The sequence below is a fragment of the Arthrobacter sp. YD4 genome (assembly GCF_030410515.1).
Lineage (GTDB): Bacteria > Actinomycetota > Actinomycetes > Actinomycetales > Micrococcaceae > Arthrobacter.
In genome coordinates this window covers 562,452-587,701 of sequence record NZ_JAUHHD010000002.1, presented here as the reverse complement: position 1 = coordinate 587,701, position 25,250 = coordinate 562,452, and the positions used below count along the sequence as shown (strand labels likewise).

At 69.6% G+C, this 25,250-nt stretch carries 25 protein-coding genes; 15 read left to right on the top strand and 10 right to left on the bottom strand.

The features are described 5' to 3' along the window. Positions 1-79: 79 nt before the first annotated feature. Positions 80-1,489, top strand: coding sequence for a Na+/H+ antiporter NhaA (gene nhaA, locus QWJ39_RS07225; RefSeq protein WP_290257056.1), 1,410 nt, complete (start codon positions 80-82; stop codon positions 1,487-1,489). Between the two features lie 71 nt (positions 1,490-1,560). Here nhaA and QWJ39_RS07220 read toward each other — a convergent pair whose 3' ends face one another. Then, complete coding sequence (locus QWJ39_RS07220; RefSeq protein ID WP_290257055.1) at positions 1,561-2,883, bottom strand: MFS transporter; 1,323 nt, start codon at positions 2,881-2,883, stop codon at positions 1,561-1,563. Between the two features lie 83 nt (positions 2,884-2,966). Here QWJ39_RS07220 and QWJ39_RS07215 point away from each other — a divergent pair, with 83 nt between their 5' ends. The 7 genes from QWJ39_RS07215 to QWJ39_RS07185 all read left to right on the top strand — a co-directional run bounded on the left by QWJ39_RS07215 (position 2,967) and on the right by QWJ39_RS07185 (position 9,543). Continuing rightward, positions 2,967-3,929 (top strand): carbohydrate kinase, encoded by a 963-nt coding sequence (locus tag QWJ39_RS07215; protein ID WP_290257054.1) that lies wholly within the window; start codon positions 2,967-2,969, stop codon positions 3,927-3,929. 35 nt (positions 3,930-3,964) lie between these two features. Further along, positions 3,965-4,498, top strand: coding sequence for a YbhB/YbcL family Raf kinase inhibitor-like protein (locus tag QWJ39_RS07210; protein WP_290257053.1), 534 nt, complete (start codon positions 3,965-3,967; stop codon positions 4,496-4,498). A gap of 70 nt (positions 4,499-4,568) precedes the next feature. Then, positions 4,569-5,387: an HAD family hydrolase gene (locus tag QWJ39_RS07205; RefSeq protein WP_290257052.1), complete on the top strand. Its 819-nt coding sequence runs from the start codon at positions 4,569-4,571 to the stop codon at positions 5,385-5,387. A 235-nt stretch (positions 5,388-5,622) separates the two neighbouring features. Next, the gene (locus tag QWJ39_RS07200; protein WP_290257051.1) at positions 5,623-5,865 is read left to right on the top strand and encodes a hypothetical protein; all 243 of its coding nucleotides are present in this window, start codon (positions 5,623-5,625) and stop codon (positions 5,863-5,865) included. A gap of 26 nt (positions 5,866-5,891) precedes the next feature. Then, positions 5,892-6,692: a glycerophosphodiester phosphodiesterase gene (locus QWJ39_RS07195; protein ID WP_290257050.1), complete on the top strand. Its 801-nt coding sequence runs from the start codon at positions 5,892-5,894 to the stop codon at positions 6,690-6,692. A gap of 43 nt (positions 6,693-6,735) precedes the next feature. Continuing rightward, positions 6,736-7,860 (top strand): glycerate kinase, encoded by a 1,125-nt coding sequence (locus QWJ39_RS07190; RefSeq protein WP_290257049.1) that lies wholly within the window; start codon positions 6,736-6,738, stop codon positions 7,858-7,860. 120 nt (positions 7,861-7,980) lie between these two features. Continuing rightward, positions 7,981-9,543, top strand: a complete 1,563-nt coding sequence (locus QWJ39_RS07185; RefSeq protein WP_290257302.1) for an MFS transporter — start codon at positions 7,981-7,983, stop codon at positions 9,541-9,543. Here QWJ39_RS07185 and QWJ39_RS07180 read toward each other — a convergent pair. Next, a complete protein-coding gene (locus tag QWJ39_RS07180; RefSeq protein ID WP_290257048.1) occupies positions 9,540-10,055 on the bottom strand; it encodes a DUF6328 family protein in 516 nt (171 codons plus the stop codon). The genes QWJ39_RS07185 and QWJ39_RS07180 overlap by 4 nt on opposite strands. 122 nt (positions 10,056-10,177) lie before the next feature. On the opposite strand from QWJ39_RS07180, the gene QWJ39_RS07175 reads away from it, so the two are divergent. After that, entirely contained in the window at positions 10,178-10,705 is a 528-nt protein-coding gene (locus QWJ39_RS07175; RefSeq protein ID WP_290257047.1) for a hypothetical protein, read from the top strand. 94 nt (positions 10,706-10,799) lie between these two features. Here the strand turns inward: QWJ39_RS07175 and QWJ39_RS07170 are convergent, their stop codons facing one another. Together QWJ39_RS07170 and QWJ39_RS07165 are read right to left on the bottom strand one after the other, a co-directional pair. After that, on the bottom strand, positions 10,800-12,155 hold the full coding sequence (locus QWJ39_RS07170; protein WP_290257046.1) for a solute carrier family 23 protein: 1,356 nt from the start codon (positions 12,153-12,155) through the stop codon (positions 10,800-10,802). A gap of 72 nt (positions 12,156-12,227) precedes the next feature. Further along, positions 12,228-12,902 carry a class I SAM-dependent methyltransferase gene (locus QWJ39_RS07165; protein ID WP_290257045.1) on the bottom strand — a complete coding sequence of 225 codons (675 nt, stop codon included), beginning with the start codon at positions 12,900-12,902 and terminating at the stop codon, positions 12,228-12,230. A gap of 60 nt (positions 12,903-12,962) precedes the next feature. Between QWJ39_RS07165 and QWJ39_RS07160 the strand changes: the two genes are divergently transcribed. After that, positions 12,963-13,769: a GNAT family N-acetyltransferase gene (locus QWJ39_RS07160; RefSeq protein ID WP_290257044.1), complete on the top strand. Its 807-nt coding sequence runs from the start codon at positions 12,963-12,965 to the stop codon at positions 13,767-13,769. Between the two features lie 223 nt (positions 13,770-13,992). Here the strand turns inward: QWJ39_RS07160 and QWJ39_RS07155 are convergent, their stop codons facing one another. Then, the gene (locus tag QWJ39_RS07155) at positions 13,993-15,615 is read right to left on the bottom strand and encodes an HNH endonuclease signature motif containing protein (protein ID WP_290257043.1); all 1,623 of its coding nucleotides are present in this window, start codon (positions 15,613-15,615) and stop codon (positions 13,993-13,995) included. 269 nt (positions 15,616-15,884) lie between these two features. On the opposite strand from QWJ39_RS07155, the gene QWJ39_RS07150 reads away from it, so the two are divergent. The 4 genes from QWJ39_RS07150 (at position 15,885) to QWJ39_RS07135 (ending at position 19,273) form a co-directional block, all read left to right on the top strand. Beyond that, on the top strand, positions 15,885-16,664 hold the full coding sequence (locus QWJ39_RS07150) for an aminoglycoside phosphotransferase family protein (RefSeq protein ID WP_290257042.1): 780 nt from the start codon (positions 15,885-15,887) through the stop codon (positions 16,662-16,664). A gap of 120 nt (positions 16,665-16,784) precedes the next feature. Then, positions 16,785-17,390, top strand: a complete 606-nt coding sequence (locus QWJ39_RS07145; RefSeq protein WP_290257041.1) for a malonic semialdehyde reductase — start codon at positions 16,785-16,787, stop codon at positions 17,388-17,390. Positions 17,391-17,410: 20 nt separating this feature from the next. Beyond that, on the top strand, positions 17,411-17,995 hold the full coding sequence (locus tag QWJ39_RS07140; protein WP_290257040.1) for a hypothetical protein: 585 nt from the start codon (positions 17,411-17,413) through the stop codon (positions 17,993-17,995). Positions 17,996-18,097: 102 nt separating this feature from the next. Then, the gene (locus QWJ39_RS07135) at positions 18,098-19,273 is read left to right on the top strand and encodes a GGDEF domain-containing protein (protein ID WP_290257039.1); all 1,176 of its coding nucleotides are present in this window, start codon (positions 18,098-18,100) and stop codon (positions 19,271-19,273) included. A gap of 100 nt (positions 19,274-19,373) precedes the next feature. On the opposite strand, the gene pgm is transcribed toward QWJ39_RS07135, so the two are convergent. Beyond that, positions 19,374-21,047 (bottom strand): phosphoglucomutase (alpha-D-glucose-1,6-bisphosphate-dependent), encoded by a 1,674-nt coding sequence (gene pgm, locus QWJ39_RS07130; protein ID WP_290257038.1) that lies wholly within the window; start codon positions 21,045-21,047, stop codon positions 19,374-19,376. Between the two features lie 174 nt (positions 21,048-21,221). Here pgm and QWJ39_RS07125 point away from each other — a divergent pair, with 174 nt between their 5' ends. Beyond that, entirely contained in the window at positions 21,222-21,695 is a 474-nt protein-coding gene (locus tag QWJ39_RS07125) for a DUF4190 domain-containing protein (protein WP_290257037.1), read from the top strand. Here QWJ39_RS07125 and QWJ39_RS07120 read toward each other — a convergent pair. The 4 genes from QWJ39_RS07120 to QWJ39_RS07105 form a co-directional block, all read right to left on the bottom strand. Beyond that, the gene (locus tag QWJ39_RS07120) at positions 21,685-22,092 is read right to left on the bottom strand and encodes a hypothetical protein (RefSeq protein ID WP_290257036.1); all 408 of its coding nucleotides are present in this window, start codon (positions 22,090-22,092) and stop codon (positions 21,685-21,687) included. The genes QWJ39_RS07125 and QWJ39_RS07120 overlap by 11 nt on opposite strands. After that, entirely contained in the window at positions 22,089-22,556 is a 468-nt protein-coding gene (locus QWJ39_RS07115; RefSeq protein ID WP_290257035.1) for a hypothetical protein, read from the bottom strand. The genes QWJ39_RS07120 and QWJ39_RS07115 overlap by 4 nt, the downstream gene beginning before the upstream one ends. Positions 22,557-22,561: 5 nt before the next feature. Continuing rightward, entirely contained in the window at positions 22,562-24,031 is a 1,470-nt protein-coding gene (locus tag QWJ39_RS07110) for a peptide MFS transporter (protein WP_290257034.1), read from the bottom strand. Positions 24,032-24,132: 101 nt separating this feature from the next. Beyond that, positions 24,133-25,245 (bottom strand): alcohol dehydrogenase catalytic domain-containing protein, encoded by a 1,113-nt coding sequence (locus QWJ39_RS07105; RefSeq protein WP_290257033.1) that lies wholly within the window; start codon positions 25,243-25,245, stop codon positions 24,133-24,135. Positions 25,246-25,250: the final 5 nt, after the last annotated feature.

Below are 25,250 nucleotides of genomic sequence, written 5' to 3'. Positions count from 1 at the left end.
CATCGCCTAGACTGGAGTCAGGTGCGCCGGGAAGTCTGGTCGGCATGATTTCGCCGACCCCACCGTGAGGACTTCCCAGATGAGCCAGACACCCACGACCCCTTCCCCGCAGCCGCCGGGACCGAAGACGCCGGGCCAGAAGACGTCGGGTCCAGAGCAGCCCGCCTCCCGTCCCGCCCTGTTCAGCCGCGGCAGCTACGCCGAATCACTGCGCATCGGCGAAATCCTTCGCAAGGAAACCGTCGGCGGCGCGCTGCTGGTGGCCGCCGCCGTCGTCGCCCTGATCTGGGCGAACTCCCCGGCGTCGGGGAGCTACTTCGCGCTCCGCGACCTGACCATCGGCTACGAACCCTGGCATCTGAACCTGAGCCTCGGCGCCTGGGCAGCGGACGGCCTGCTGGCGATCTTCTTTTTCCTGGTGGGGCTCGAACTCAAGCGCGAATTCATTGCCGGCGACCTCCGGCAATTGAGCAAATCGATCGTCCCGGTGGCGGCCGCGGCGGGCGGCGTCCTGGTACCGGCGGTGCTGTACGTGCTGGTGAACCTGGGCAACGCCGAGACGCTCCGGGGCTGGGCCATTCCCACCGCAACGGACATCGCGTTCGCCGTTGCCGTCCTGGCGATCATCGGCTCGCACCTGCCCAGTGCCCTGCGGATCTTCCTGCTCACCCTTGCGGTGGTGGACGACCTGATCGCCATCACCATCATCGCGGTGTTCTATTCCGGGGAATTGCATGTGCTGCCCCTGCTGCTGGCGCTCGTGCCGCTGGGCCTCTACACGTTCCTGGCCCACCGGTACCGGCGATTCTTCGGCCTGAAGGCTCCCGCCGCCTGGCTGATCCTGCTGCCCCTGGGTGTCATCACCTGGGCCCTGGTCCACGCCTCCGGAATCCATGCCACGGTGGCCGGCGTGCTGTTGGGCTTTGCCATCCCGGTGATCCGTTCGCAGGCCAGCGGCGGACCCGAGGCCGGGCCCGGCCTCTCGGAGATTTTCGAGCACCGCTTCCGGCCCATCTCGGCCGGCGTGGCCGTGCCGGTCTTCGCGTTCTTCTCCGCCGGGGTGGCGGTCGGCGGCTGGGAGGGCCTGGGCTCGGCGCTGTCGGATCCGGTGGCTCTGGGCATCATCGTGGCGCTGGTCCTCGGGAAGCCGATCGGCATTCTGGCGACCACGTGGCTGCTGACCAAACTGACCCGCGCGCGGCTGGACGGCTCGCTGCGCTGGATCGATATCACCGGGGTGTCCATCCTCGCCGGCATCGGGTTCACCGTCTCGCTGCTGGTGGCAGAGCTGAGCTTCGGCCAGGGCAGCCCCCACGACGACCACGCGAAGGTTGGCATCCTGGCGGCCTCCTTCATCGCGGCCCTGCTCGCCAGCGCGGTGCTCACCACCCGGAACCGGCAGTACCGGATCGCGGAGGAAGAGGAGCGCCGGGATTCGGACCAGGACGGTATTCCGGACGTCTACCAGCGGGACGCTGCGGGTTCCTGACGACGGCGGCGGGTTCCTAACGACGACGGCGGCCGGGGCGGGGCGCGACGTCGGCCCCGCCTTGCGGTCGTTTAGCGCCGGTGGTCCGTGCCGCGCATCCGCAGGGCTACCACCACGCCGGACGCCGCGGTGAGGGCGGCCACCACCATGATCGTCGACGGAATCCCGTAGGCGTCGGCCAGGATGCCGGACAACAGTGCGCCCACGGCGAAGCCGCCGTCGCGCCAGAGCCGGTAGACGCCCACGGACCGTGCCCGCCAGCCCGGATGGGCGACGTCGCCGATCGCTGCCAGCAGCGTGGGGTAGACCATGGCCGTCCCGACGCCCATCAGCACGGCGGCGGCCAGCCAGACGCCGAACCCGTGGCCCGCCGCGACCATCACCAGGCCCGCCGCCTGCACGCCCATCCCGCCGGCGATCAGCCACTTCCGGCCGAAGCGGTCGGACGCCGCCCCGGTGACCAGCTGCACCGCGCCCCAGACCGCCGGGTACACGGCGGCCAGGATCCCCACCTGCTCCAGCGGCAGGCCTGCGCTGGTGAACAGCACCGGAAACAGTCCCCAGGCGAGGCCATCGTTGAGGTTGTTCACCATCCCGGCCTGGCTCACCGCGGACAGGGAGCGGTCCCGGAAGCTGGTGAGCGTGAAGACCTCGCGGCTGCTGAGTCCGCCCGAAGCAGCGCCCGCAGCCGGACCCGCCGCCGCACCCGGCTGGGTCTCCGCCACGGAACCGGAGCGTGATGCCGCCTCGGCCTTGGCGTGGTGGTGCGTTTCGCGGACGGTGAGGATGGACAGGCCCAGACCCACGGCAATGAATGCGGCGCCCAGCAGGAACGGGGCCGGCCGCAGGCCGTAGGTCGCCGCGAGATAGCCGGTGAAGAGTGCGGTGCCGGCGACACCCAGGTAGCCTGCCGCCTCGTTGAAGCCCATGGCCAGGCCCCGGCGGTGCGGTCCCACCAGATCCATTTTCATCACCACGGTGGTGGACCAGGTCAGGCCCTGGCTCAGGCCCAACACGACGTTGGCGGCAACGATCCAGGCCCAGCTGGACCCGAAGATCAGCAGCAGCGGCACCGGGAGGGCGATCAGCCAGCCGGCCACCAGCACCGGCTTGCGCCCGAACCGGTCCGACAGTGTTCCGGCGGCGTAGTTGGTGGCCGCCTTGGCCAGCCCGAAGGCCAGAATGTACGTCAGGGCGGAGCTGTAGGAGTCAAGGTGGAACACGTCGCCGGCCAGCAGCGGCAGCACGGTGCGTTCCTGGCCCAGGGTTCCTCCCACCAGGGCGTTGACCGCCACCAGCAGCAGGAACTGCGGGAGGTTGCTGCGCAGGCCAAGGATGACGGCGGAACCGACGGCATCGCGGCGCGCGGCATGGCTGGGGGCGGGAGTCGACATGCCTCAATAATATACCCCTGGGGGTATCACTAGAAAGTGGTCCGGGAGCGGCGCCGTGCAGGATTCTCTGGCAGAGTATGACCATGCTCACAGTCATTGGCGAGGCCTTGGTAGATGTCGTCCAGCGGTCCTCCGGCACCCAGGCCCACGTCGGCGGCAGCCCCTTGAACGTCGCCATCGGTTTGGCCCGGCTGGACCACCCGGTCCAGTTCATCGGCCGCTACGGCCGGGACGAGTACGGCGACGCGGTGGCGGCGCACCTGAAATCCGGCTCCGTGCTGCTGCCCCTCGGCCCCGATGACCTGCCCACCTCGGTGGCGACGGCACTGATCGACGACGCCGGGGCGGCCAGCTACACCTTCGACCTCGCCTGGCAGCTGCCCGACCTGACCGAGCGGCTGCCGCGCATGCTGCAGGCCACCACCCTGCTGCACACCGGCTCCATCGCCACCATGCTGGCGCCCGGCGCCGCCGCCGTATTCGCCGCCGTCGAACGCGCCCATCCCTCCGCCACGATCGGTTTCGACCCGAACTGCCGACCCAGCATCATCACCGACGCCGACTACGCCCGGCACCAGGCCGAAAAGTTCGTCGCCCTCGCCGACGTCGTCAAGGCCTCGGACGAGGACCTCGAATGGCTCTACCCCGGCGTGGATCCGCTGGATTCGGCCCGGCGCTGGCTCACCCTGGGCGGCTCCGAGGGCCCCGCGCTGGTGGTGGTCACCCGCGGCGCGGACGGCCCCTGGGGCGTCAACGCCGACGGCGAAGCGCAGGCCCCGGCGCCGCGGGTCAAGGTGGCGGACACCGTGGGGGCGGGGGACTCCTTCATGGCGGCGCTGCTGTCCGGCATCGTGGACCGCGGCTTGGACGGTGCGCAGAACCGCGGCGAGCTGCGCTCCCTTTCCGCCGGCAGCCTGCGCGAGCTCCTGGTGCACGCCGCGGCGGCCGCCGCCGTCACCGTCTCCCGGGCCGGCGCCAATCCGCCCGGCCGCGCGGAACTCTCCGCAATGGAACTTGGTAGCGTGAACACCAGCACGGCCCCGTAAGCTCCCGACCTCCGCGTTAGACCTGAAAGGCAGCCATGACCTCCCACGACCCGTACGCCCCGCTCCCGGACGTTCCCGCCTTCGACCTCCGCAGTGATTCCTTCGCCGACGGGGAAACCCTCCCGCCGCCGCAGCGCAGCGGGCTCATGGGCGCCGGCGGCGAGGACGAATCCCCGCAGTTGAGCTGGAGCGGCGCCCCGGAAGGCACCAAGAGCTACGCCGTCACCGTTTACGACCCGGACGCGCCGACGGCCAGCGGCTTCTGGCACTGGGCCGTCCTGAACATCCCCGCGGATGTCACCTCGCTGCCGGCCGGCGCGGGCTCAAAGGACGGCGCGCACCTGCCGGAGGGTGCCCTGCAGCTGAAGAACGACGCCGGATTCGCTGGCTTCGTGGGGGCAGCGCCGCCCAAGGGCCACGGCCCCCACCGCTATCTCGTGGTGGTGCACGCCGTCGACGTCGAGCACCTCGACGTCGACGCGGACGGCAGCCCCGCCTTCCTCGGCTTCAACCTCTTCAGCCACAGCATCGGACGGGCCCGGCTGACCGGCATCTACGAACAGCACTGAGACTTTCCGAACAGCACTGAAGCGTCGGCGCCCCGGACAACCGCCCGGGGCGCCGACGTAGACTGGCAGCATGCGGCTGGTAGCGAGCGATATCGACGGAACGATCCTGGGACACGACGGCAGGATCAGCGAACGGACCGTCCGCGCCTTCCACGCCTGCCGCGACGCCGGCGTTGAGCTGGTGTTCGTCACCGGCCGGCCGCCGCGCTGGCTGCACCCCCTCCGGGACCAGCTGGGCCACACCGGAACCGTGATCTGCTCCAACGGGGCCGTGGTCTGGGACCTGGAATCCGACCGGGTCATCTCCTCCCGCTCCTTGGCCCTCGAATCAGTCTTCGAGGCCCGGCGGATCATCCAGGGCATCCGGCCGGACGCGCTGTTCGCCGCCGAAACCCTCGACGGCTTCCACCTGGAACCGCACTTCCTGGGCGGCAACTCGGCCGGCCTGCTCGACGAGGTCACCCCGGCCCCGCTGCACGAGACGCTCCGCCCCGGCGATTCCGTCGTGAAGCTGATGGCGATCATCCGGGAAGGCACCGCGGACGAGTTCCTCGCGGACGTCTCGCCCGCCGTCGCCCACCTGGCCGCCGCCACCCACTCCGCCCCCAACATGGCCCTCCTGGAGCTCTCCCTCCCGGGCGTCAACAAGGCCGTGACCCTGGCCGAATATGCCCGCGCCCTGGGCCTCGGCGCCGAGGACGTGGTGGCCTTCGGGGACATGCCGAACGACATCGAGATGCTGCGCTGGGCCGGCCACGGCTACGCCATGGCCAGCGGCCACCCCGACGCCATCCGCGCCGCCGCGCACACGGCCCCGCACTTCGACGACGACGGCGTGGCCCAGATCCTGGAGGCCCGGCTCGCCGACCTCGGCGTCCGCCAGCCCTGACCCTCCGCCTTCTGTCCTGACCCGCTGCGCCGCGCTGACCCGCCGCGCCGCGCTGACCCGCCGTCGCGCCGCCCGCCCCGCCGTCGCGCCGCCCGCCCCGCCGTCGCGCCGCCCGTATGCCGTCGCGCCGCCCGCGCCGCGGACATGTGATTCCCAGCTGGCGGCCAACTGCCGTTCACCTTGGCCTCCTACGCTCAAATCACTGAACGGATCGGATGACTGAGGGCGGGCAATCATGGCCAGGAACGTGAAGCGACACATTGACGACCAGCCGCTGCGGCGCGTCACCCCGGACGCCCACTGGCAGAGCCTGCGCCAGGGCGACCGGGTCCGGGTGCGGCTGTCCCCGGGCTACGAGGCGGCCGGATTCGTGGACGCGCTCACCGTGGACCACACCACCGTCTGGGTGGACCTCGACGGCGGCGGACGCACCCTGCTGCACTGCAGCGACGGCGTCGAAATCCTGCCCCACGGCTAGGACCGCGGCTCCGGTACGCTGACCGGATGAGCGCAGAGCACCCCTTCCTCGCCCACGGCGGCAGCCCAGCCACTCCCGTGGCCATCGCCCACCGCGGGTTCTCGCCGGAAGGTGCGGAAAACTCGATGGCCGCGTTCCGCGCCGCCGTCGGCCTCGGCTACCGGTACCTGGAAACCGACGTCCACACCACCGCCGACGGCGTGCTGCTCCTCTTCCACGACGAGACCCTGGACCGGGTCACCGACGGGGCCGGGCGGGTGTCCGAACTCTCCGCCGAGACGGTGGCCCGGGCCCGGATCGCCGGCACCGAACCCATCCCGGAACTCGCCGAACTGGTCACCGAATTCCCCGACGCCCGCCTCAACCTGGACGTCAAGGACTGGAACTCGGTTGAAACCCTCGCCGCCGCGATCGAACGGCACGGGCTGCACGACCGGGTGCTGGTGGCCAGTTTCTCCGACCGCCGCCGCCGGGCGGTGCTGCGCCGCCTGAGCCGTCCCGCCGCCAGCTCCGCCGGCATGGCCTCCAACGCCCTCTTCGTGCTGCTGGGTCCGCTGCTCCCGGCGCCGGTGATGCGCCGCGTGACGGCGCGGGCACTGCGCGGGGTCCACGCCCTGCAGGTCCCGGTCCGGTTCGGGGCGGTTCCCGTGGTGACGGCGGGCTTCGTCCGGCGCGCCCACCTACATGGCCTGCATGTCCACGTCTGGACCATCAATGAGGAGGCGGAGATGCACCGGCTCCTGGACCTCGGAGTCGACGGCATTGTGACGGACAGGGCGGACCTGCTCAAGGCTGTGCTCCAAGACCGCGGCCAGTGGCGGGACTGACAGCACGTCCCTGGCTGTCTGCCCCGGCTGGCAGGATGGACCCATGCGCATCCTGATTGCCCCGGACAAGTTCAAAGGCAGCCTCACCGCGGCCGAAGCCGCCGCCGCCATGGCCGAGGGGGCCCTCCGGGTCTACCCCGAGGCCTCCGTGCTGCAGCTGCCCGTCGCCGACGGCGGCGAGGGGACGCTGGAGGCCGCAGTTGCCGCGGGCTACGAGGAGCGGCTGAACGCCGTCGTCGGGCCCATCCTGGCGCCGATCGGCGCGGCCTGGGCGCTCAGGATGGACGCCTTTGGCGGGGCCACCGCCGTCATCGAGACCGCCCAGGCCTCCGGGCTCGCCCGCATGGAACCCGCGCCGGAAAACGCCCTGCGTGCCCACAGCTACGGCTCCGGGCAGTTGATCGCCGCCGCCCTCGACGCCGGCGCCACCGAGATCATCCTCGGCGTGGGCGGGTCCGCGATGACCGACGCCGGGAGCGGCGCCCTGCGCGCCCTGGGCCTCAAGCCGCTGGATGCCAACGGCAACGTGGTGCCCCTCGGCGGCGGCTCGCTGGCTGACGTCGTGGCCGTCGACGTCCGCGGACTGGACCCCCGACTGTCGGCCGTGACGCTGCGCATCGCCGTCGACGTGCAGAACCCGCTCTACGGCTCCGACGGCGCCGCGCACGTCTTCGGTCCGCAGAAGGGCGCTGACGAGGACGCCGTCGAACGGCTCGACGCTGGCCTGCGGAACTGGGCCTCCGTGCTCCGGCAGTCCACCGGCCGGGACGTCAACGTCCCCGGCGCCGGCGCGGCCGGCGGCTTCCCGGCGTCGTTCCTGGCCTTCAGCAACGCGGCGCTGGAAAGCGGTTTCCAGCTCGTGGCGGGCCTCACCGGCCTCGCCGACAAGCTGCGCGGCGCGGACCTGGTGATCACGGGGGAGGGGTCCCTCGACGAGCAGTCGCTGACCGGCAAGGCCCCCGTGGCGCTGGCCGACGCCGCGCACGCCCTCGGCATCCCGGTGATCATGGTCGCCGGCCGGATCCTGGTCACCCCGGAAGACCTGGAACGGCGCGGCGTGGTTGCGGCGGCGCAGCTTGTGGACACGGCCCCTTCGCCCGAGGAGGCGCAGGCGAAGGCGGCCAAGTACCTCGCCTGGACCACCAGCCAGGTGCTCGAGGGCGCCTAAGTGGCGGTGAAGACTCTGGTTTAGCGGCTCCCCGCTGAATAAGATTGCTTCATTGGGGGCCGTGACCCCCTGCCAGGGCCACGCGCATACCGGTGGCCGTGACAGGAGATCCGCATGTCCATGAAGCGCAGCACCGCCCGCCGCCCCAAGCTCCGGGAACGGCGGCTCGAGGTCGAACACATCAATGTCGTGGACCGGCGCGTGATGCGCAAGGCCCTCGGCGGAACCATCGTCGGCAACACCATGGAATGGTACGACGTCGGCGTGTTCGGCTACCTGATCACCACCATGGGCCCGGTCTTCCTGCCCGAGGCGGACAAGACCGTCCAAAATCTGTTCCTGCTGGGTACGTTCGGCGCCACCTTCGTGGCCCGGCCGCTCGGCGGAGTGTTCTTCGGCTGGCTCGGCGACAAGATCGGCCGACAGCGGGTGCTGGCCATGACACTGATCATCATGGCCGCGTCCACCTTCGTGGTGGGCCTGCTACCCGGGTACGCCACCCTCGGAATCTGGGCTGCCGTGCTGCTGGTCGCCACCAAGCTGATCCAGGGCTTCTCCACCGGCGGCGAATACGCCGGCGCCACCACGTTCGTCAGCGAGCACGCCCCGGACGCCCGGCGCGGTTTCTTCGCCAGCTTCCTGGACCTGGGCAGCTACATGGGCTTCGCCATCGGCGCCGCACTGGTCACGCTGCTGCAGGTCACCCTCGGCGAGGACACCATGCAGGCCTGGGGCTGGCGGCTCCCGTTCCTGATCGCCGGCCCGCTGGGGCTGATCGCCATCTACTTCCGGATGAAGATCGAGGAATCCCCGGCGTTCCAAGCCAGCCTCGACGCGCAGACCGGCGGGGCGGAAGGCGAATCCGCGGACGCCAAGGGCCCGGTAGCCATCTTCGCCTCGCACTGGCGCGGAATCCTGCTGGCGATGATCCTCGTGGCCGCCGCCAACACCGTGGGTTACGCGCTCACCTCCTACATGCCCACGTACCTGACCTCGAACAAGGGCTACGACGAGCTCCACGGCACCCTGCTCACCATCCCGATTCTGGTCCTGATGTCCGCCGCGATCCCGCTGACGGGCAAGCTTTCGGACCGGATCGGCCGCCGTCCGGTGCTGTGGATCGGCTCGCTGGGCACCGTGGTCCTGGCCCTTCCGGCCTTCCTGCTGATCGGTATCGGCGCCATCTGGTCCACGCTGCTGGGGCTGGCGTTGATCGCCTTCCCGCTGACCTTCTACGTGGCCAACCTCGCCTCCACGCTCCCGGCGCTCTTCCCGACGGAAAGCCGCTACGGCGCCATGGGCATTGCGTACAACTTCGCCGTCGCCATCTTCGGCGGCACAGCGCCGTTCATCATCGCCTCCCTCATCGCCGGCACGAACAACGAGATGATGCCCGCCTACTACCTCATGGCCACGTCGGCGGTGGGTGCGGTCGCCGTCTACTTCATCAAGGAAACGGCCGGCCGACCGCTGATGGGCTCGATGCCGAGCGTTGACACGGTCGAAGAGGCCCACGAACTCGTGGCGGGACAGGAGGATAACGAGCTGCTGGATCTCAACGAGATGCCGTTCGACGAGACCTACCATCCGGCCGAGTCGGACCAGCCGGCCTCGGACCAGCGCGCGTCGGACGCGTCGGCCCGGGAGGGCGACGCCGAGCGGAGGGAGCACCCCGCCGGCTAGTGGTCAGGGCCATTCACGGTGCTGCGCCCCGGGGCCTTCCGCCGAAGCCGGTCCGGCACCAGGACCAGCAGCACCAGCAGGACCGCCAGGAGCGCCGCGCCGGCCACGATCCCGGCGGTCCGCCCGATCGTGACGTCGAAAACCAAAGCCGACGTCCCTACGCTGAGAAGGGCGACGGCGGCCAGGGCGGTCTTCGCGATCCGGTCCGCGCTGGAGACCAGAACCTCCTTCAGGCCCTGCCGGAACAGCCGGCGATGAGCGCTGACCGGCAAGAGAATCAGGGCCGTGGTGAGCGCAGCGAGGACCACGTTGCAGAGGTAAAGCCCGATCTCGAAGCCGTCCAGCTTCTCGAAGCGGCTCTGGAACGGCAGCGTCAGCAGGAAGCCGGCCAGGATCTGCACGCCCGTCTGCAGCACCCGGAGTTCCTGCAGCAGCTCGCCCCAGTTGCGGTCCATCTTCTCGTCAAAGGTCTCACTCCGCCCGGCCTCCCGGGACTCATCGGCGCGCGCCATCGCTGCTCCTCACCTGAGATTTCGCTCTGGTACTAAGCTTACTGACGATTTTCGGGTACGGTGGAAGAGCAGGGAAATTCTGCCAGGCTGACCGCCGGCCGCCGCTAACCAGGAGGAAGCACATGTCTGAAGACCAGCACCGCGTCGTCGAGGAAGAAGCAGGCGGCTACGGCACACCCACCGCCGAGCAGGAGATGCCCGGCGGCGACACCAAGAGCTTCGCCCAGCCGCGCGACGAAGAAGCGTTCGACGCCGCGGGCCTGAACCAGGACAGCCCTGACGGTGAGACCTTCCCGTCCGGCGCCCCGGATCTGAGCCAGTTCGGCGCGGAAGACCAGGACAGTGCAGGAGAACCCGGAGCGGGACGCTTCGGAGGAACGGAGGAGCAGATGAACGCGGAAAACGAGAGCACCGAGCAGGGCTTCGAGTCCGGCGACGAGACCGCAGCCGAGAACGGCGGCGCCGTGCCGTCGTCGGAAGCTGACATGGACTCCGCCAACACCGAGGAAGCCGAACCGGGCCGCCCGTTCTCCTCGGAGTCCGGGCAGGACGCCGCCGGCATTCCGGACGGCTCCGGCACGGACCTGCCGGAGGAGCACTCACCGAAGGATCGCGACGACGAGGACAAGGATTCCTTCAACGCCGGCTAACCGCCGGCTTCGTCAGCATTAAACAGCAAGGGCGGCGCCCCTCCTTCCCGGGAGAGGCGCCGCCCTTGCCGTGTTCCAGGCCGCGGGTCCGCGCTTAGCGGCGCTTCTTGGGGGCGCGCTTGGCTGCGGCGTTGACGGCGCCCCGGGCAGCGGCCGCGACGGCGCCGTCCTCGGTCTCCGGCTCGGCGACCGTACCGCGGGCCTTCGCGATGGCCTTCATGCCGTGGTAGATCACCAGCGCGGCGGTCGAACCGAGGGCGATGCCGGTGAACTTCAGGTCGCCAATGGTCCAGGTGTAGTCCGCGATGCCGACGATCAGGGCGACGGCGGCCGTGGTGAGGTTGACCGGGTTGGAGAAGTTGACCTTGTTCTGCACCCAGATCTTCACGCCGAGGACGCCGATCATGCCGTAAAGCATGGTGGCGGCGCCGCCCAGGACACCTGCCGGGACGGTGGCGATCAGTTCGCCGAACTTCGGCGAGAAGCTGAGGATCACGGCGAAGAGGCCGGCAACCCAGTACGCCGCCGTCGAATAGACCTTGGTGGCGGCCATGACGCCGATGTTTTCGGCGTAGGTGGTGGTGCCGGAGCCGCCGCCGAGGCCGGCGAGGACCGTCGCGGCGCCGTCGGCCATCAGCGCGCGTCCGGAGACGCCGTCGAGGTTCTGCCCCGTCATGGCTGAGACGGACTTCACGTGGCCGATGTTCTCGGCCACCAGCACCAGGACCACCGGGACGAAGAGACCGACGACGCCGAGGTGGAACTCGGGCGTCTGGAAGTGCGGCAGGCCGATCCAGGCGGCGGCGTCGACCTTGGCGAAGTTGACCTCGCCGCGGATGATCGCGACGAGGTAGCCGACGACGACGCCCACCAGGATGCTCAGCCGGCCGAGAATGCCGCGGAAGAAGACGCTGACCACGATGATGACGGCGAGCGTGATCAGGGCGGTGATGGGGGCGGCGTCGAAGTTGTTCTTGGCCGCGGGGGCGAGGTTCAGGCCGATCAGGCCGACGATGGCACCGGTGACGATCGGGGGCATGAGGCGGTTGATCCAGCCCGCCCCGAACTTCTGCACGATCGCGCCGATGATGGCGAGGCCGATGCCGGCCATCACCACGCCGCCGAGCGCACCGGGGATTCCGAACTGCTGCTGCGAGGCCATGATCGGGGCGATGAAGGCGAAGGAAGAGCCGAGGTAGCTGGGAACGCGACCCTTGGTGATGACCAGGAACAGCAGGGTGCCGACGCCGGAGAAGAACAGGGTGGTGGCCGGGGGCATGCCGGTGATGATCGGAACCAGGAAGGTGGCGCCGAACATGGCCACGACGTGCTGCATGCCGACGCCGATGGTCAGCGGCCACGCCAGGCGCTCGTCCGGCCGGACGACCTCGCCGGGGCGGATGGACTTGCCGTTTCCGTGGATCTTCCAGTTGGTTCCGAGCATGCTCATGGCAGTGAGCCTTTCAAAAGGTGTCGCGGGGCTGGGAAGGAATCTTCCGGGTGACACTTTACCGCGACGGCGTCAGCGGGCGGCGGTCCGTGGCTGCGGTCCATTGCCTTTGCGGAACAGGAGCACGGCCTGGGGCTGCTTCTCCGACTCCCTCTGCGGCCGGAGCAGTTGCTCCAGCGGCGCGAAGCCGTGGGCGGCGAAGCAGCGCGTGACGTCGCCAGGGTCGTGCAGTTCGGCGCGGAGCACGACGTCGTGCCCGTACGCGCGCGTCACGGTGCGGGAGCCGCTTCCGACCTGGAAGGCGAGCAGCGCGGCGCCGCCCGGCCGGAGGACCCGAGCGAACTCGCGGGCGACGGCCGGCATGTCGCCGGGCTCGAGGTGGATGATCGAATACCAGGCCACGACGCCGTCCACGGACCCATTGTCGGCCGGCAGTGCGGTGAGCTCGCCCGCTGCGAACTCGATTCCTGGGTGCAGACGCCCGGCCACCCGGACCATGGTCGGTGAGAGGTCGACGCCGGTGACGTTCAGCCCGGCGCCCGCGAGGTGGGCGGCGAGCCGGCCGGTGCCGCAGCCGGCGTCGATCACTTTTCGTTCCGGCGAGGCGCCGACATCCTTTACGAAGCGCTGGATCATGGCCAGATCTTCGGCGGATTCGAAGCTCAGATCCGGCAGGACCCGGGCGTAGGCTTCGGCCACCGTGTCATATGCGGACCGGACGGCGGCGTGATCGGCGGGCTCCGGCATGGCCCGAGCCTACCGCGGCATGACAGTGCCGCCCGGCGATGCCGCTGTATCGTGGGCCCGATGACGACGACTGAGCTCCTCGCGGCCTATGACCAGCAGCTTCGCACCGACGCCGAAACCCCAAGTGCCGTGGCCGTCGAACGGTTGGGTCCGCTGCGTCTCGTCACCTTTTCCGGCGGCAGGGGGTTCGTCACCTATCAGGATCTGGGCGGGGCAGATGCGCCGACGATCGCCGGGTGGGTGGCGGAGACCGTCGAGTATTACCGCGCCCAACCCGGGATCGACCGCTTCGAGTGGAAGACCCGCGGCCACGATCACGCCCCCGGACTGCACGACGCCCTTGTGGAGAATGGCCTGGAGGCCGACGAGACCGAGTCGATCATGATCGGCGGGGCCAGCGGATTGGCGGCCGGCGTCGACCTTCCGCCGGGTGTGACCGTCCGGCAGGTGTCCGACGAGGCTGGCATCCGGGCGATGTGCGCCATGCAGGACGAGGTCTTCGGCAGTCCGGCCTCTGACGGCAACGCGGAGGCGGTGTTGCGCCGCGCGGCCAGCGAGGACGGAATGCAGCTCTGGGTGGCCGAACACGACGGCATGATCATCAGCGCCGGGCGCCTGGAACCCGTCCCCGGAACCGATTTCGCCGCCATCTGGGGTGGTGCAACCCGGCCGGAATGGCGCGGCCGGGGCATCTACCGCGCTGTCACGGCCGCCCGGGCGCGTGCGGCGCTGGACCTGGGCAAGACGCTCATCCACAGCGACTCGACCGAGTTTTCGCGTCCCATCCTGGAACGCTCCGGACTGGTCCGGGTGTCGACCACGACGCCGTATCTCTGGCGGCGTTCGTCCGGAGCCGACGGGAACTGATGACCGACGTGGCTGCCTCGGCCTGAGGACATCCAAGTTGGTGGCTCCTTGCCCTCGGACTGACCGCCGGGCTCCAGCGGAGTCCGTGCGCCGCAAGTGGCCGTCGCCGTTACCGCAGCCTCTGCCCACACAGGCAGTTGCTTCTGCGGCGCGCCCTTCTCGAGTCAGCCTTGTAGATCGGAGTGACGCTCCATACCGTCCGCGCCCTTCCGCTCTGCCTTCACTATGTGAAGTAGTGGTTTTGTCGGGGTTTTTGGTGGGGGTCGAGGTGGGGTGGCGGGGTGTACCAGGGGGTGCCGTTGCGGGTTTGGATGGTCCATTGTTCTTTGTGGATCAGGTGGTGGTGGTGTGAGCAGAGCAGGACACCGTTGTCTGTGCTGGTTGGGCCGCCGCGGGACCAGTAGTCGATGTGGTGGGCTTCGCACCAAGGGGCGGGGATGGTGCAGCCGGGGAAGGTGCAGCCTTTGTCGCGGGCGGTGATGGCTTTGCGGATGTGGGGCGGGAAGATTCTGCTGGTCCTCCCGATGTCCAGGATCCGGCCGTCGGTGCCGAGGAGGACGGGGATGATGTCCGCGTCGCAGGCGATTTTGCGGATGGTGGCGGCGGTGACGGGTCCGGTGAAGGCCAGCGTCCCGGTCGCGGCCAGACCCAGGGTCCCGGAAGCCGTCACCCCTTCACCGGCTGTTTGATCCCCGATGCCGGAGTCGGTGGTGAGGCGGGTGAGGAGGTCGCGGTAGTCGATGGTGACCATGACCTGCGGGCGGAGTCCGCCCGTGGCGGGTAGCCCGCCGGTGGCGAGGGCGGCCTTGCAGGCGCCGATCAGGCCGTCGAGCAGCCGTTGCGGACGGGTCCGGAGGTCCAGCCGTTCCTCGGAGACTCCCGATTCCGCAGCGAAGGCCTTCTCCGCCGAAACTGCGCAGCCTTGGGCAGGGGCTTTGTCGGCAGCGGCCGGGGTGGTCCCGCTGGCATCCACTGCGCCGGGAACGGTCGCGGCTGTTCGTGGGTTGGTGGCGGTGTTCATGACGGTGAGGAGGTGTTCGAACTGGTCGGTGGTGGCGAAGATTTCCAGGTGCTGGAGTCCGTGCCGGGGTCGGCGGATGAACGCGCCCTGGAGTTGGCGGAGGAGTTCTTCGGTGGGTTCGGTGCCGTCCTGGTCGAGGCCGTCGATCCAGCGGCGGGCGACCCGGGTGAGGAAGTCCGGGTCGTGAACCGCCGCGACCGTGGTCAGGGCTTCTTCCATCCGGGCCACGGTGGCAGGGTCGGACAGGAGCCGGACCCGGTCCAGGGCTTGGGTGATGATGGTCGCGGACCGGGACGGGACCTCCCCGTCCGCGAATGCTGCGGCCAGTTCCTCGTGAACGGCCGGGATCGGCTGGCCGGTCAGCCCAACCCGGGGCAGAAGTTCCCCGGCAAGGCAGAGGCGGCGGTGCGCCTCGGCGGCGCTGATCCGTAGGCGGTCCCGCAGGAAGTCCGTGGTCCGCCGATACCCGTCACCCACCGGCCCAGCGACCGTTGATTTCAGGGCGGCACCTGGTCCGCCGGCCTCGTCCTCAGCGGTCAGCCCCGCGCCGCCGCGCTTGGATGCTGCCGATATCGCCGCTTGGGTGCGCGTTCGGTCGACGGCGCCCGCAGCAACCACCTGCAGGAACTCCACGGCTCGGGCGATTTCCTCCACATCCCCGGCGAAAGCCGCCGCCTCAGCGAAACCCAGGACCCCGGCGTCGTCGACCGCCGCCGCGCAAACCTCCCGCAGCGAAGCGGCGATATCCCCCAACGCAATACCGCCGCGCCCGCCAGCGACCGGCCCGGGGACCGGCAGAAACGAAAGCGCAGCTGTTGCGTTCATGGGTTAAGCCTGCCGCCGACCACTGACAATTAACCTCGCCCAGGCGGGCCGCATGCGCCCGTCACCGACCGGCCGTTGAGCCGGCAGAAATGAATCCGCAGTCAGTGCGTCCATGACCCAATACTCCCGCCGACCTCTGACGACTAAGCCCGTCCCGCGAACCGGGGCAGCCAAGGCCGCCCACAACAACGCCCGCCAACAACGGCAGCCAATCCCGCCCGCCAACCAGAGACCAGCACCAAAGCCCCGGAACCGCATAGATTGGTCCGGTGGAGAACGAAGAGGTCCTGGACGGCGGCAACTCGAGCGTCGTGGTGCGCGTGGGGGACACCGTCCGCCGCAACACCGGTCCATGGACACCCGCGGTACATGACTTCCTCCACGCCCTCCACGCCGGCGGCGTCACCAACGTCCCGGAAGCGCTCGGCCTCGACGAGCAGGGCCGCGAGATACTCACCTTCGTGCCGGGCGACGTCGTCCGCTACCCACTCCCCGCCTGGATCTGGCACCCGGACATCCTCCGCGACGCCGCCACCATGCTGCGGAAAATCCACGACGCCGGAGCCCACCTCGCGGACACAAGCCGGCCCTGGCTTCTGGCCAGCCACGAACCGGCAGAGGTGGTCTGCGCCAACGACTTCGCCCCCTACAACATGGTCTTCCGGGACCGGAAACTCACCGGGGCTTTCGACTTCGACGCCGCCTCTCCCGGTCCCCGCATCTGGGACGTCGCCTACCTGGCCTATCAGCTGGTGCCCTTGATCGAGGGGACCGGTTCCGGGGAACCCGCGGAGGAGGAAAAGCCCAGCCGGCTGGACGATCTCATCGAGGCCTACGGTCAGCCCTTCGCCCACGCCGACATCTTTGAAACCCTCGGCCGGCGGCTGCTGGAACTCGCGGAGTACTCCGACCAGCGCGCCGTCGAGAGCGGACGCACGGATTTGCACGAGCACGCCGCCGGCTACCGCCGGGACAGCGCCCGGATGTTCGCCCGCGCACAGGCGTCGGATGTGGCTGATCTCACGCCTGAGGCGGGAAGCGGCCGGTGAACGCCCCGGTTAATTCCTAAGACAGCAGCGCTCCCAATGCACGGACAACGCGCGGAAATCCACGGACAACGCACGGACCGGGCCGGGAAGCAGCCACGCAGACCAGGAAAAGAGACGCATATGACCATCGCCCACGAAGAAGCAGTAATCGACGCCGAGGCGGTAGACGCCATCTTCGCCCAGGCACGCACCGCGAACGCCTTCACCGGCGAGGTCACCGACGAGCAGGCCCGTGCCATCTATGAGCTGACCAAGTTCGGCCCCACCGCCTTCAACTCCCAGCCGCTGCGTATCACCTACGTCCGCTCGGACGAGGCCCGCGCCACGCTGGTGGACGCCCTGTCCGCCGGTAACCGCGCCAAGACCGCCTCCGCACCGCTGGTCGCCATCCTCAGCACGGACACCGCCTGGCACGAACAGTGGGACGCCTTCCTTCCCGGCTACAACGCCCCGAAGGCCATGTACGACGCCTCCCCGGACCTCGCCGCCGCCACGGGCAACAACAACGCCCACCTGCAGGCCGGTTATTTCATCCTCGCCGTCCGCTCCCTCGGCTTCTCCGCCGGCCCGATGACCGGCGCCGACTTCGCCGCGATTGACGCCTCGTTCTTCCCCGACGGTAGCCAGAAGAGCTTCATGGTGGTCAACATCGGCCGTCCCGCCGAGAACGCCTGGGGCGCCCCGAAGCCGAAGTTCGCCTACGAGGACGTCGTCCGCACCGTCTAGCTCGGTGGCAGACTGGGCCCATGCGGAACCTGGTCGCCGTCGCCTTCGTAGAACCCGTCAGTGCGGGGCAGGTCTTCGCCCGCGACGCGTGGCCCCTGCACATCACCCTGGTGCGCTTCGACGTAGCGGACCCGCCTGCGGAGGCAAAGGACGACGACGTCGGGTACCGGGCCTCGGCGTCGGGCGCGGCGCCCTCGGCGTCCGGGAGTCCGGAGACTGGCCCGCAGGAGACCGACCCGTTGGCGGACGAGGTCGCCCGGCGGATGGACCCGGTGGTGCGCGCCGCGCTCGGTGAGGTCCTCACGGCCGGGGTACCGGCCAGCTTCGGCCGTAACGGCTCCATACCGGTCACCCTGATCGAACCCAGCGACCGCCTGCAGCGGCTGCACGAAGGGCTGCTGGACGTCGTCGAATCGCTGCACGGGCGGGTCGCCACCGGTGCCTATACCCGGTCCGGCTACCGCCCCCACGTCTCCCATCAGGGCGCCAAAATGCTGAAGACCGGCGACCGGCTGGTGCTTGACCGGGTGGCGCTGGTGGACATGGCACCGGGCGGAACCCACAGTTCCCGCCAGGTCCTGACGCTGTGGGATGCCACATTGTGAATTAAGCTCTTCATTTCTATCGAGGGGTGCCATACTGGGGGCACATGGGGAGTCTGACACCGCTGAAATGGGGTCAACGGGTGCTGGCGGGAGAAATAGCGGATGGTGCTTGATACGTCGACCCTGCGAGTTTCACTGGCCGTCGTCACGCTGACCTTGCTGTTTCTCTTCTTCTTCATTACGTACCGCAAAACCCGCTCGGCCTACAGCGCCTGGTGGTGTTCCGCGTTGCTGCTGTTCCTCACCGGCTCCGCCTCCTACCTGCTGGACGGAACCGTGCACCAGGAGTGGGCCAACCCGCTCGGGAACACCCTGCTGGTCGGCGGCGCGGGGGCTATGTGGGCGGGCGCCCGCTCGTTGCGCTACACCAGTCCCAAAATCTGGTATCTGATCGCTGGTCCGGTTCTCACCGGTTTGGTATCCATCTTCGACAGCCCGGCCACCAACAACTGGTCCGGCGGACCAGTGATGCTGGCCTTCATGGCCCTCATGCTGGGGCTTTCCTCGCGCGAGCTCTTCCTCCTCGAGGTCGACTACTCCCGCGTCCACAGGCCGCTCGCCTATGGCTCCGCCCTGCTGACCATTTTCTACGTCGGCCGCCTGGTGGTGTTCCTGCTGCAGGGGCCGAACAGCCCGGTCTTCGTCACGTATTTCGGTTCGGTGGTGACCACCATCCTGACCACGATGGTCCTGGTGGTGGCCTCCTTCACCATGGTGGAACTGAGCAACGAGCAGCTGACCCGTGACCTCCGGTCCCGGGCGACGATGGACGGCCTGACCGGGTTGCTGAACCGGACCGCGTTCATGGACCTCGCGGCCGAGGAACTTCGCCGGCTCAGCAACGCCCGGACGCCTGCCGCCCTGGTGCTGGCCGACCTTGACCACTTTAAGACCGTCAATGACCGGTACGGCCACGCCGCCGGCGACGTGGCGCTGCAGGCTTTCGCGGAGGCGTGTACCGAATCTGTCCGCTCCACCGACCTGGTGGGCCGCTACGGCGGCGAGGAATTCATCCTGCTCCTGCCCGGTGTGAGCCCCGAGCGCGCCGAGGACATGACCGCCACCATCAGCAGGCGGCTGCAGGAGAAGCAGCCTCGGGTGGAGGCCAAGCTTCCCACAGTGAGCTACGGGATCACTGCCACCGGAACCGGCCGGGCGGACCTGAAGGCCCTGGTGGAGTGCGCCGACGCTGCCCTCTACCGGGCCAAGACCCAGGGCCGCGACCAGTCGGTGCTGGCGGCCAGCCTCCGCGAGGAAGAGACCGCCGGCACCGTCTGATTCGGCCGGGTCAGGAAACCGGGGCGCCGCAGCGCCCAAGCGTCCGCCGAAGCGGACGCGCACGCCAGGACCGGGGCGCCGCAGCGCCCCGGGGAACGGGTCAGGAGATGACCGAGTCCACCAGCGCCTTCGCCTCGGCCTGGACCTGCTTGAGGTGTTCCTCGCCCTTGAAGGACTCGGCGTAGATCTTGTAGACGTCTTCGGTACCCGACGGGCGCGCCGCGAACCAGGCGTTCTCCGTGACCACCTTGAGGCCGCCGATGGCCGCACCGTTGCCCGGGGCCTCGGTCAGCTTTGCGGTGATCGTCTCGCCGGCCAGTTCCGTCGCGCTGACGTCCGAGGAGGAGAGCTTGCCCAGGGCGGCCTTCTGCTCGCGGGTCGCAGCCGCGTCGATCCGCGCGTAGACGGGGTCCCCGAACTGGTCGGTCAGGCCCTTGTACAGCTCGGACGGGGAGCTGCCCGTGACGGCGGTGATCTCGGAGGCCAGCAGGGCCAGCAGGATGCCGTCCTTGTCGGTGGTCCAGACGCTGCCGTCCATTTTGTTGAAGGAAGCACCGGCGGATTCCTCGCCGCCGAAGGCACCCTCGCCGGAGAGCAGTCCGGGGACGAACCACTTGAAGCCCACGGGTACCTCCACGAGCTTCCGTCCGAGGCTTTCGGCGACCCGGTCGATGATCGAGGAGGACACGAGGGTCTTGCCGATCACGGACTGCGGGTTCCAGCCGGTGCGGTGCCGGTACAGGTAGTCGATGGCGACGGCGAGGTAGTGGTTGGGGTTCATCAGCCCGCCCCGGCCGTTGACGACGGGCGTCACGATGCCGTGGCGGTCGGCGTCGGCGTCGTTGCCCGTAGCGATGTCGAACGGGGCGGCGCCGTCCGCGCCCGCTCCCATCCGCTGGATCAGGGACGCCATGGCGGCGGGTGAGGAGCAGTCCATTCGGATCTTCTCGTCCCAGTCGAGGGTCATGAAGGCCCACTGCGGGTCCACCGTGGGGTTCACGACGGTCAGGTTCAGGTGGTGGCGTTCACCGATCTCGCCCCAGTAATCCACGGAGGCGCCGCCCATCGGGTCCGCGCCGATCCGGACGCCGGCGTCGCGGATGGCGTTCAGGTCCAGGACGGAGGGCAGGTCGTCGACGTAGCTGGAGAGGAAGTCGAACTTGCCGGTGGTGCCGGCGGCCATCGCCTCGGCGATCGGTACCCGCTTGACGCCGCGGAGGCCGTTCTCGAGCAGCTCGTTGGCGCGGTTGGCGATCCAGCCGGTCGCGTCGGTGTCCGCCGGGCCGCCGTGCGGGGGGTTGTACTTGAAGCCGCCGTCGCCGGGCGGGTTGTGGCTGGGGGTCACCACGATGCCGTCTGCCTGCGGAGCGCCGGCCGCGGCCTTGTTATTGTGCGTCAGGATCGCGTGGCTGAGCGCCGGCGTGGGCGTGTAGCCGTGGCGGGCATCGATCAGCACGTGCACGCCGTTGGCGGCGAGGACTTCCAATGCGGAGTTCTGCGCCGGCTCGCTCAGGGCGTGGGTGTCCTTGGCCAGGTACAGCGGGCCGGTGATGCCCTGCCCGGCTCGGTATTCCACGATTGCCTGCGTGATGGCGAGGATGTGCGGCTCGTTGAAGGAGGCCTTGAGGCTGGAGCCCCGGTGGCCGGAGGTGCCGAACACCACCCGCTGGCCGGGGTCTTCGAGGTTCGGCGCGACGTCGTAGTACGCGTCGAGGAGCGCTGTGAGGTCAACAAGGTCCTGGGGTTGGGCAACTGTGCCCGCGCGGCTAGCCATGGCTCCAGCATGCCAGAACCACGGGCCCGGTGGCACGGTTTGGTCGCAATGCGGCCGAGGGTGACGGTGTAAACGACGGCGGGACGGGCGGCGGACCGACGGCGGGAACGGCTGCCGCCCGGGCCGGCATGGCGGCGGTACGCTGGACGAACACACGTCAACAAGGGGAGTGCCATGACCGAGCAGACCGGGCCCGGGTACGACGGCGGCTACCGCGGTCAGGTGCCGCCGATGCCACCGTCCGCGCCCCACCAGGGGATCCCCGCCGGCGATTACGGCCCGGCCGGCTCGGGTATGGGCGGCCCCGGCGCCTACGGACCCCCGGACTACCGGGGAGGCGCCCGGCAGCAGCCTCCCGCCGTCGACGCCTACGGCCAGCCGCTCTACTACCCGGTGCCCGCCGCCCCAAAGGGCCTCAGCATCGCCAGCCTCTGCTGCGGCATCGCGGCCTTCCTGGGCCTGGGCTTCTTCCTGCTCCCGCAGCTCGCCGCGGTGCTGCTGGGGCACTTGGCCCTGCTCCGCGAACCGGGCGGCCGGGGCCTGGCCATCGCCGGACTGGTCTTGGGCTACATCGCGATCGCCATCACGCTGCTGGTGGTCATCGTCCTGGGTGTCGCCTTCTCCAACGCGGACTTCTTTACCCGCTGAGGGCCTCCAGCAGCCGCCCGGCGTTGGCCTCCAGCCAGTCGCGGCGGCGCAGGATCAGTCCGCCCACGCCCTCGTCCCACATCCTGGCCCAGCCGCCGCCGAGCGTCCGGGCCCGCTCCTGCATCCGGCCGTAGCTCAGCTCCGCCGCCCCGACGCCCAGGGCGGGCACCCGGCGTCGTTCTTCCGGGGTCCAGCCGTAGGCGTCGGCGAAGATGCGGAGCCGGTGGAAGGGGTCCGTGCCGGCCCAGCCGGGCCAGACGTCCTCGGGGGCCCGCAAAGGCACCCAGTGCATTGCCGCGTTGTACGAATCGCGCAGGGCGGTGGCGGCACCGGCGAGGTCGAAGTCCACCAGCCCCACGGCCAACCCGTCCCGCACCACAACGTTCTGTGGCGTCACGTCCAGGTGGCACACGAGGGTGGGGCCGCCGGAGTCAGTGGAGGCGGAATCAGGAACAGGGAACGGCCGGTCCGGGAAGGGGTGGGCGTCCGGGACGAAGCCGGCGGAGGCCCCGTGCAGCCGGCGGACCAGCCGGGCCACGGAGAGGCCAGGAGCTCCTCGGACTGCACCCAGGACTCGGGCTCGGCCCCGGCGCACGCGCCCGGCAGGTAGGTCAGCACGTCCCGGCCCTGGTCGTCGCGCCCCAGGAACCGCGGCGACCCGTCGAATCCAGCGTCCTCCAGCCAGTCCAGGTAGGCCGCGACGGCGAGGCTCTGGGGCTGGTGCGGCCGACGGATGGTCCCGCCGACCCGCACCACCCCCTCAGTAACATCGCCCGCCGGCATGAGTTCGACGTCGGACGTCTCGCCGGGGGCGGGGACGTAGACGCGCGCCTCAACCGGCGGGCGATGCGGGGTGCTCATTCGGCCTAGCGTACGCCGCCCATGAGCTTCTTGATGGCCGGGGACGCGGCCGCGAGGCCGACCGCCAGGATCATCGCGGTGCCACCGACACCGATGAAGTACGGCAGCTCATCGTCCGGGTTGTAGAGGCCCGAGAGAATGCCGGCCAGCGTGGTTCCGAGGGACACCGAGAGGAAGAACAGCGCCACCATCTGGGTGTGGAACGCCTGCGGGGCCAGCTTGGTGGTCACGGACAGGCCGATCGGGGAGAGGAACAGCTCCGCGAGGGTGAACAGGAACAGGATCCCGATCAGCGCCAGCAGCGGGGTCTTTCCGCCGCCGGCCAGCGGAATGAACGCCAGGAACGCCAGACCCATCACGAACAGGCCGATGGAGAACTTCAGCGCCGAACCGGGCTGCTTGCGGCCCAGCCGGGTCCACAGCGCGGCCATCACGCCGGCGAAGACGATGATGAACACCGGGTTGATCGACTGGACCCAGGCGGCGGGCATTTCCCAGCCGAAAAGGTTCCGGTCCAGCTTCTCCTCCGAGTACACGGCGATGAAGGTGAACTGCTGCTGGAAGAGGGCCCAGAACGCGGCCGAGGCGATGTACAGCGGGATGAACGCGGTCACGCGGCCGCGCTCCAGCGTGGTGACCTTCTTGCTGCTGTAGATCAGCACGAAGTACAGCACCGAGGCGCCGATCGCGGCGTAGGCCATGGACATGGCCAGGTTATTGGCGTTGACCGCGCCGGTGCCCAGCAGCAGGGCGATGACGACGACGATCGCCGCGAAGATCAGGCCGTAGCGGGTGCGCTGGTTGGCCGGCAGCGGGTTGGGAACGCGGTGCGCCTCGGCCGGGAGCTTGCCGCGGCCCATGGCGTAAATACCCAGGCCGATGGCCATGCCGATGGCGGCCGCGCCGAAGCCCCAGTGGAAGCCCTGGCTTTCCTGCAGCCAGCCGGTCACCAGCGGGCCGATCAGGCCGCCGGTGTTGATGCCCATGTAGAAGATGGAGAAGCCGGCGTCGCGGCGTTCGTCCTTTTCCCGGTACAGGCTGCCCACGAGCGCGGTGGCGTTGGCCTTCAGGCCACCGGAGCCGATGCCCACGAGCACCAGGCCGGTGATGAGGCCGGGGATGCCCGGGATCAGCGCCAGGCCGATGTGGCCGGCCATGATCATGATCGCGGAACCGAAGAGGACCCGCTCGGAGCCGAAGAGCCGGTCGGCGAGCCAGGCGCCGAGGATGGTGGAGAGGTAGACGCCGCCGCCGTACGCGCCAACCAGGCTGGCGGCGAGGGCCTTGTCGATCTCGAGGCCGCCCTGGGTGGCGGAGAAGTACATGTAGTACAGGAGGATGCCCTGCATTCCGTAGAAGGAGAAACGCTCCCACATTTCTACGGAGAAGAGGCTGGCCAGCATTTTCGGGTGGCCAAAGAAGGAGGTGTCGCCCGGCGTAGTCGCGGGGGGATCAGCTAAATGAGTTGTGCTCATTTACTTAATGCTGACACCGTAGCCCGGGATTGTCACATTCGGAAAGGCCCCGGCGCAAGTCAATACCGGGGTGTTTCGCGATGTTTCCGCACGTGGATCCGCTAGTCGGCGTCGAACAGGATGACCTGCCGCACGGCCTTCCCGTCGGCCAGCTGGTCCATGGCCTCGTTGATCCCGGACAGGCTGATCCGCGAGGTGATGAGCTCCTCGACCGGCAGCTTGCCCTCCCGCCAGAGCCGGGCGTAGGTGGGGATGTCGCGGGCCGGGACCGCGGAGCCGAGGTAGCTGCCCACGATGGTCCGGGCCTCCGCGGTGATTGTCAGCGGGGAGAGGTGCGCGAGGGCGTCCGGGGCGGGCAGGCCGGCGGTGACGGTGGTGCCGCCGACGGCGGTAGCGGCGAATGCGGTCTCGAAGGCGCGGGCGCTGCCGGCGCACTCGATGACGTAGCGCGCCTTCACGCCCAGCTCGGGCAGTTCCTGCGGGGTGTACGCCTCGTGGGCGCCGAGGCGCCGGGCGTGTTCCAGCTTCTCCGGGAGGGTGTCGACGGCGATGATGCGGGAGATCCCCTGCGACACGGCGGTGATCAGCGCGGCCATGCCGACGCCGCCCAGGCCCACGATCATCACGCTGTCCTCGGGACGCGGTTTCGCGGCGTTCAGGACGGCCCCGCCGCCGGTGAGGACGGCGCAGCCGAGGACGGCGGCGATGTCGGCGGGAATGTCGTCGTCCACGGGCACGGCGGAGGCGCGGTCGACGACGGCGTGGCTGGCGAAGCCGGAGACGCCGAGGTGGTGGTGGACCGGTTCGCCGTCCCGGCTCAGGTGCCGGCTGCCGTGCAGCAGGGTGCCCTCGTTGTTGCTCTTGGAACCGGCGGTGCAGGGGAGTCGGCCGTCGGCGGCGCAGTTTTCGCACTGTTCGCAGCGCGGCAAGAAGGACATCACCACGCGCTGGCCGGGCGCCAGGTCCGTGACCTCGGCGCCGACCTCCACCACCCGTCCGGCCGCCTCGTGGCCGAGCAGCATCGGCACGGGCCGGACCCGGTTCCCGTCCACGACGCTGAGGTCCGAGTGGCAAATGCCCGCGGCCTCGAGCTTGACCAGGATTTCGGTGGGGCCGGGGCCGGTGAGTTCCAGGTCCGCGATGCTGATGGGTCGGGACTCCGCGAACGGCCGGGACCGGCCGATCTCCTCAAGCACTGCTCCGGTGATCTTCATCGATC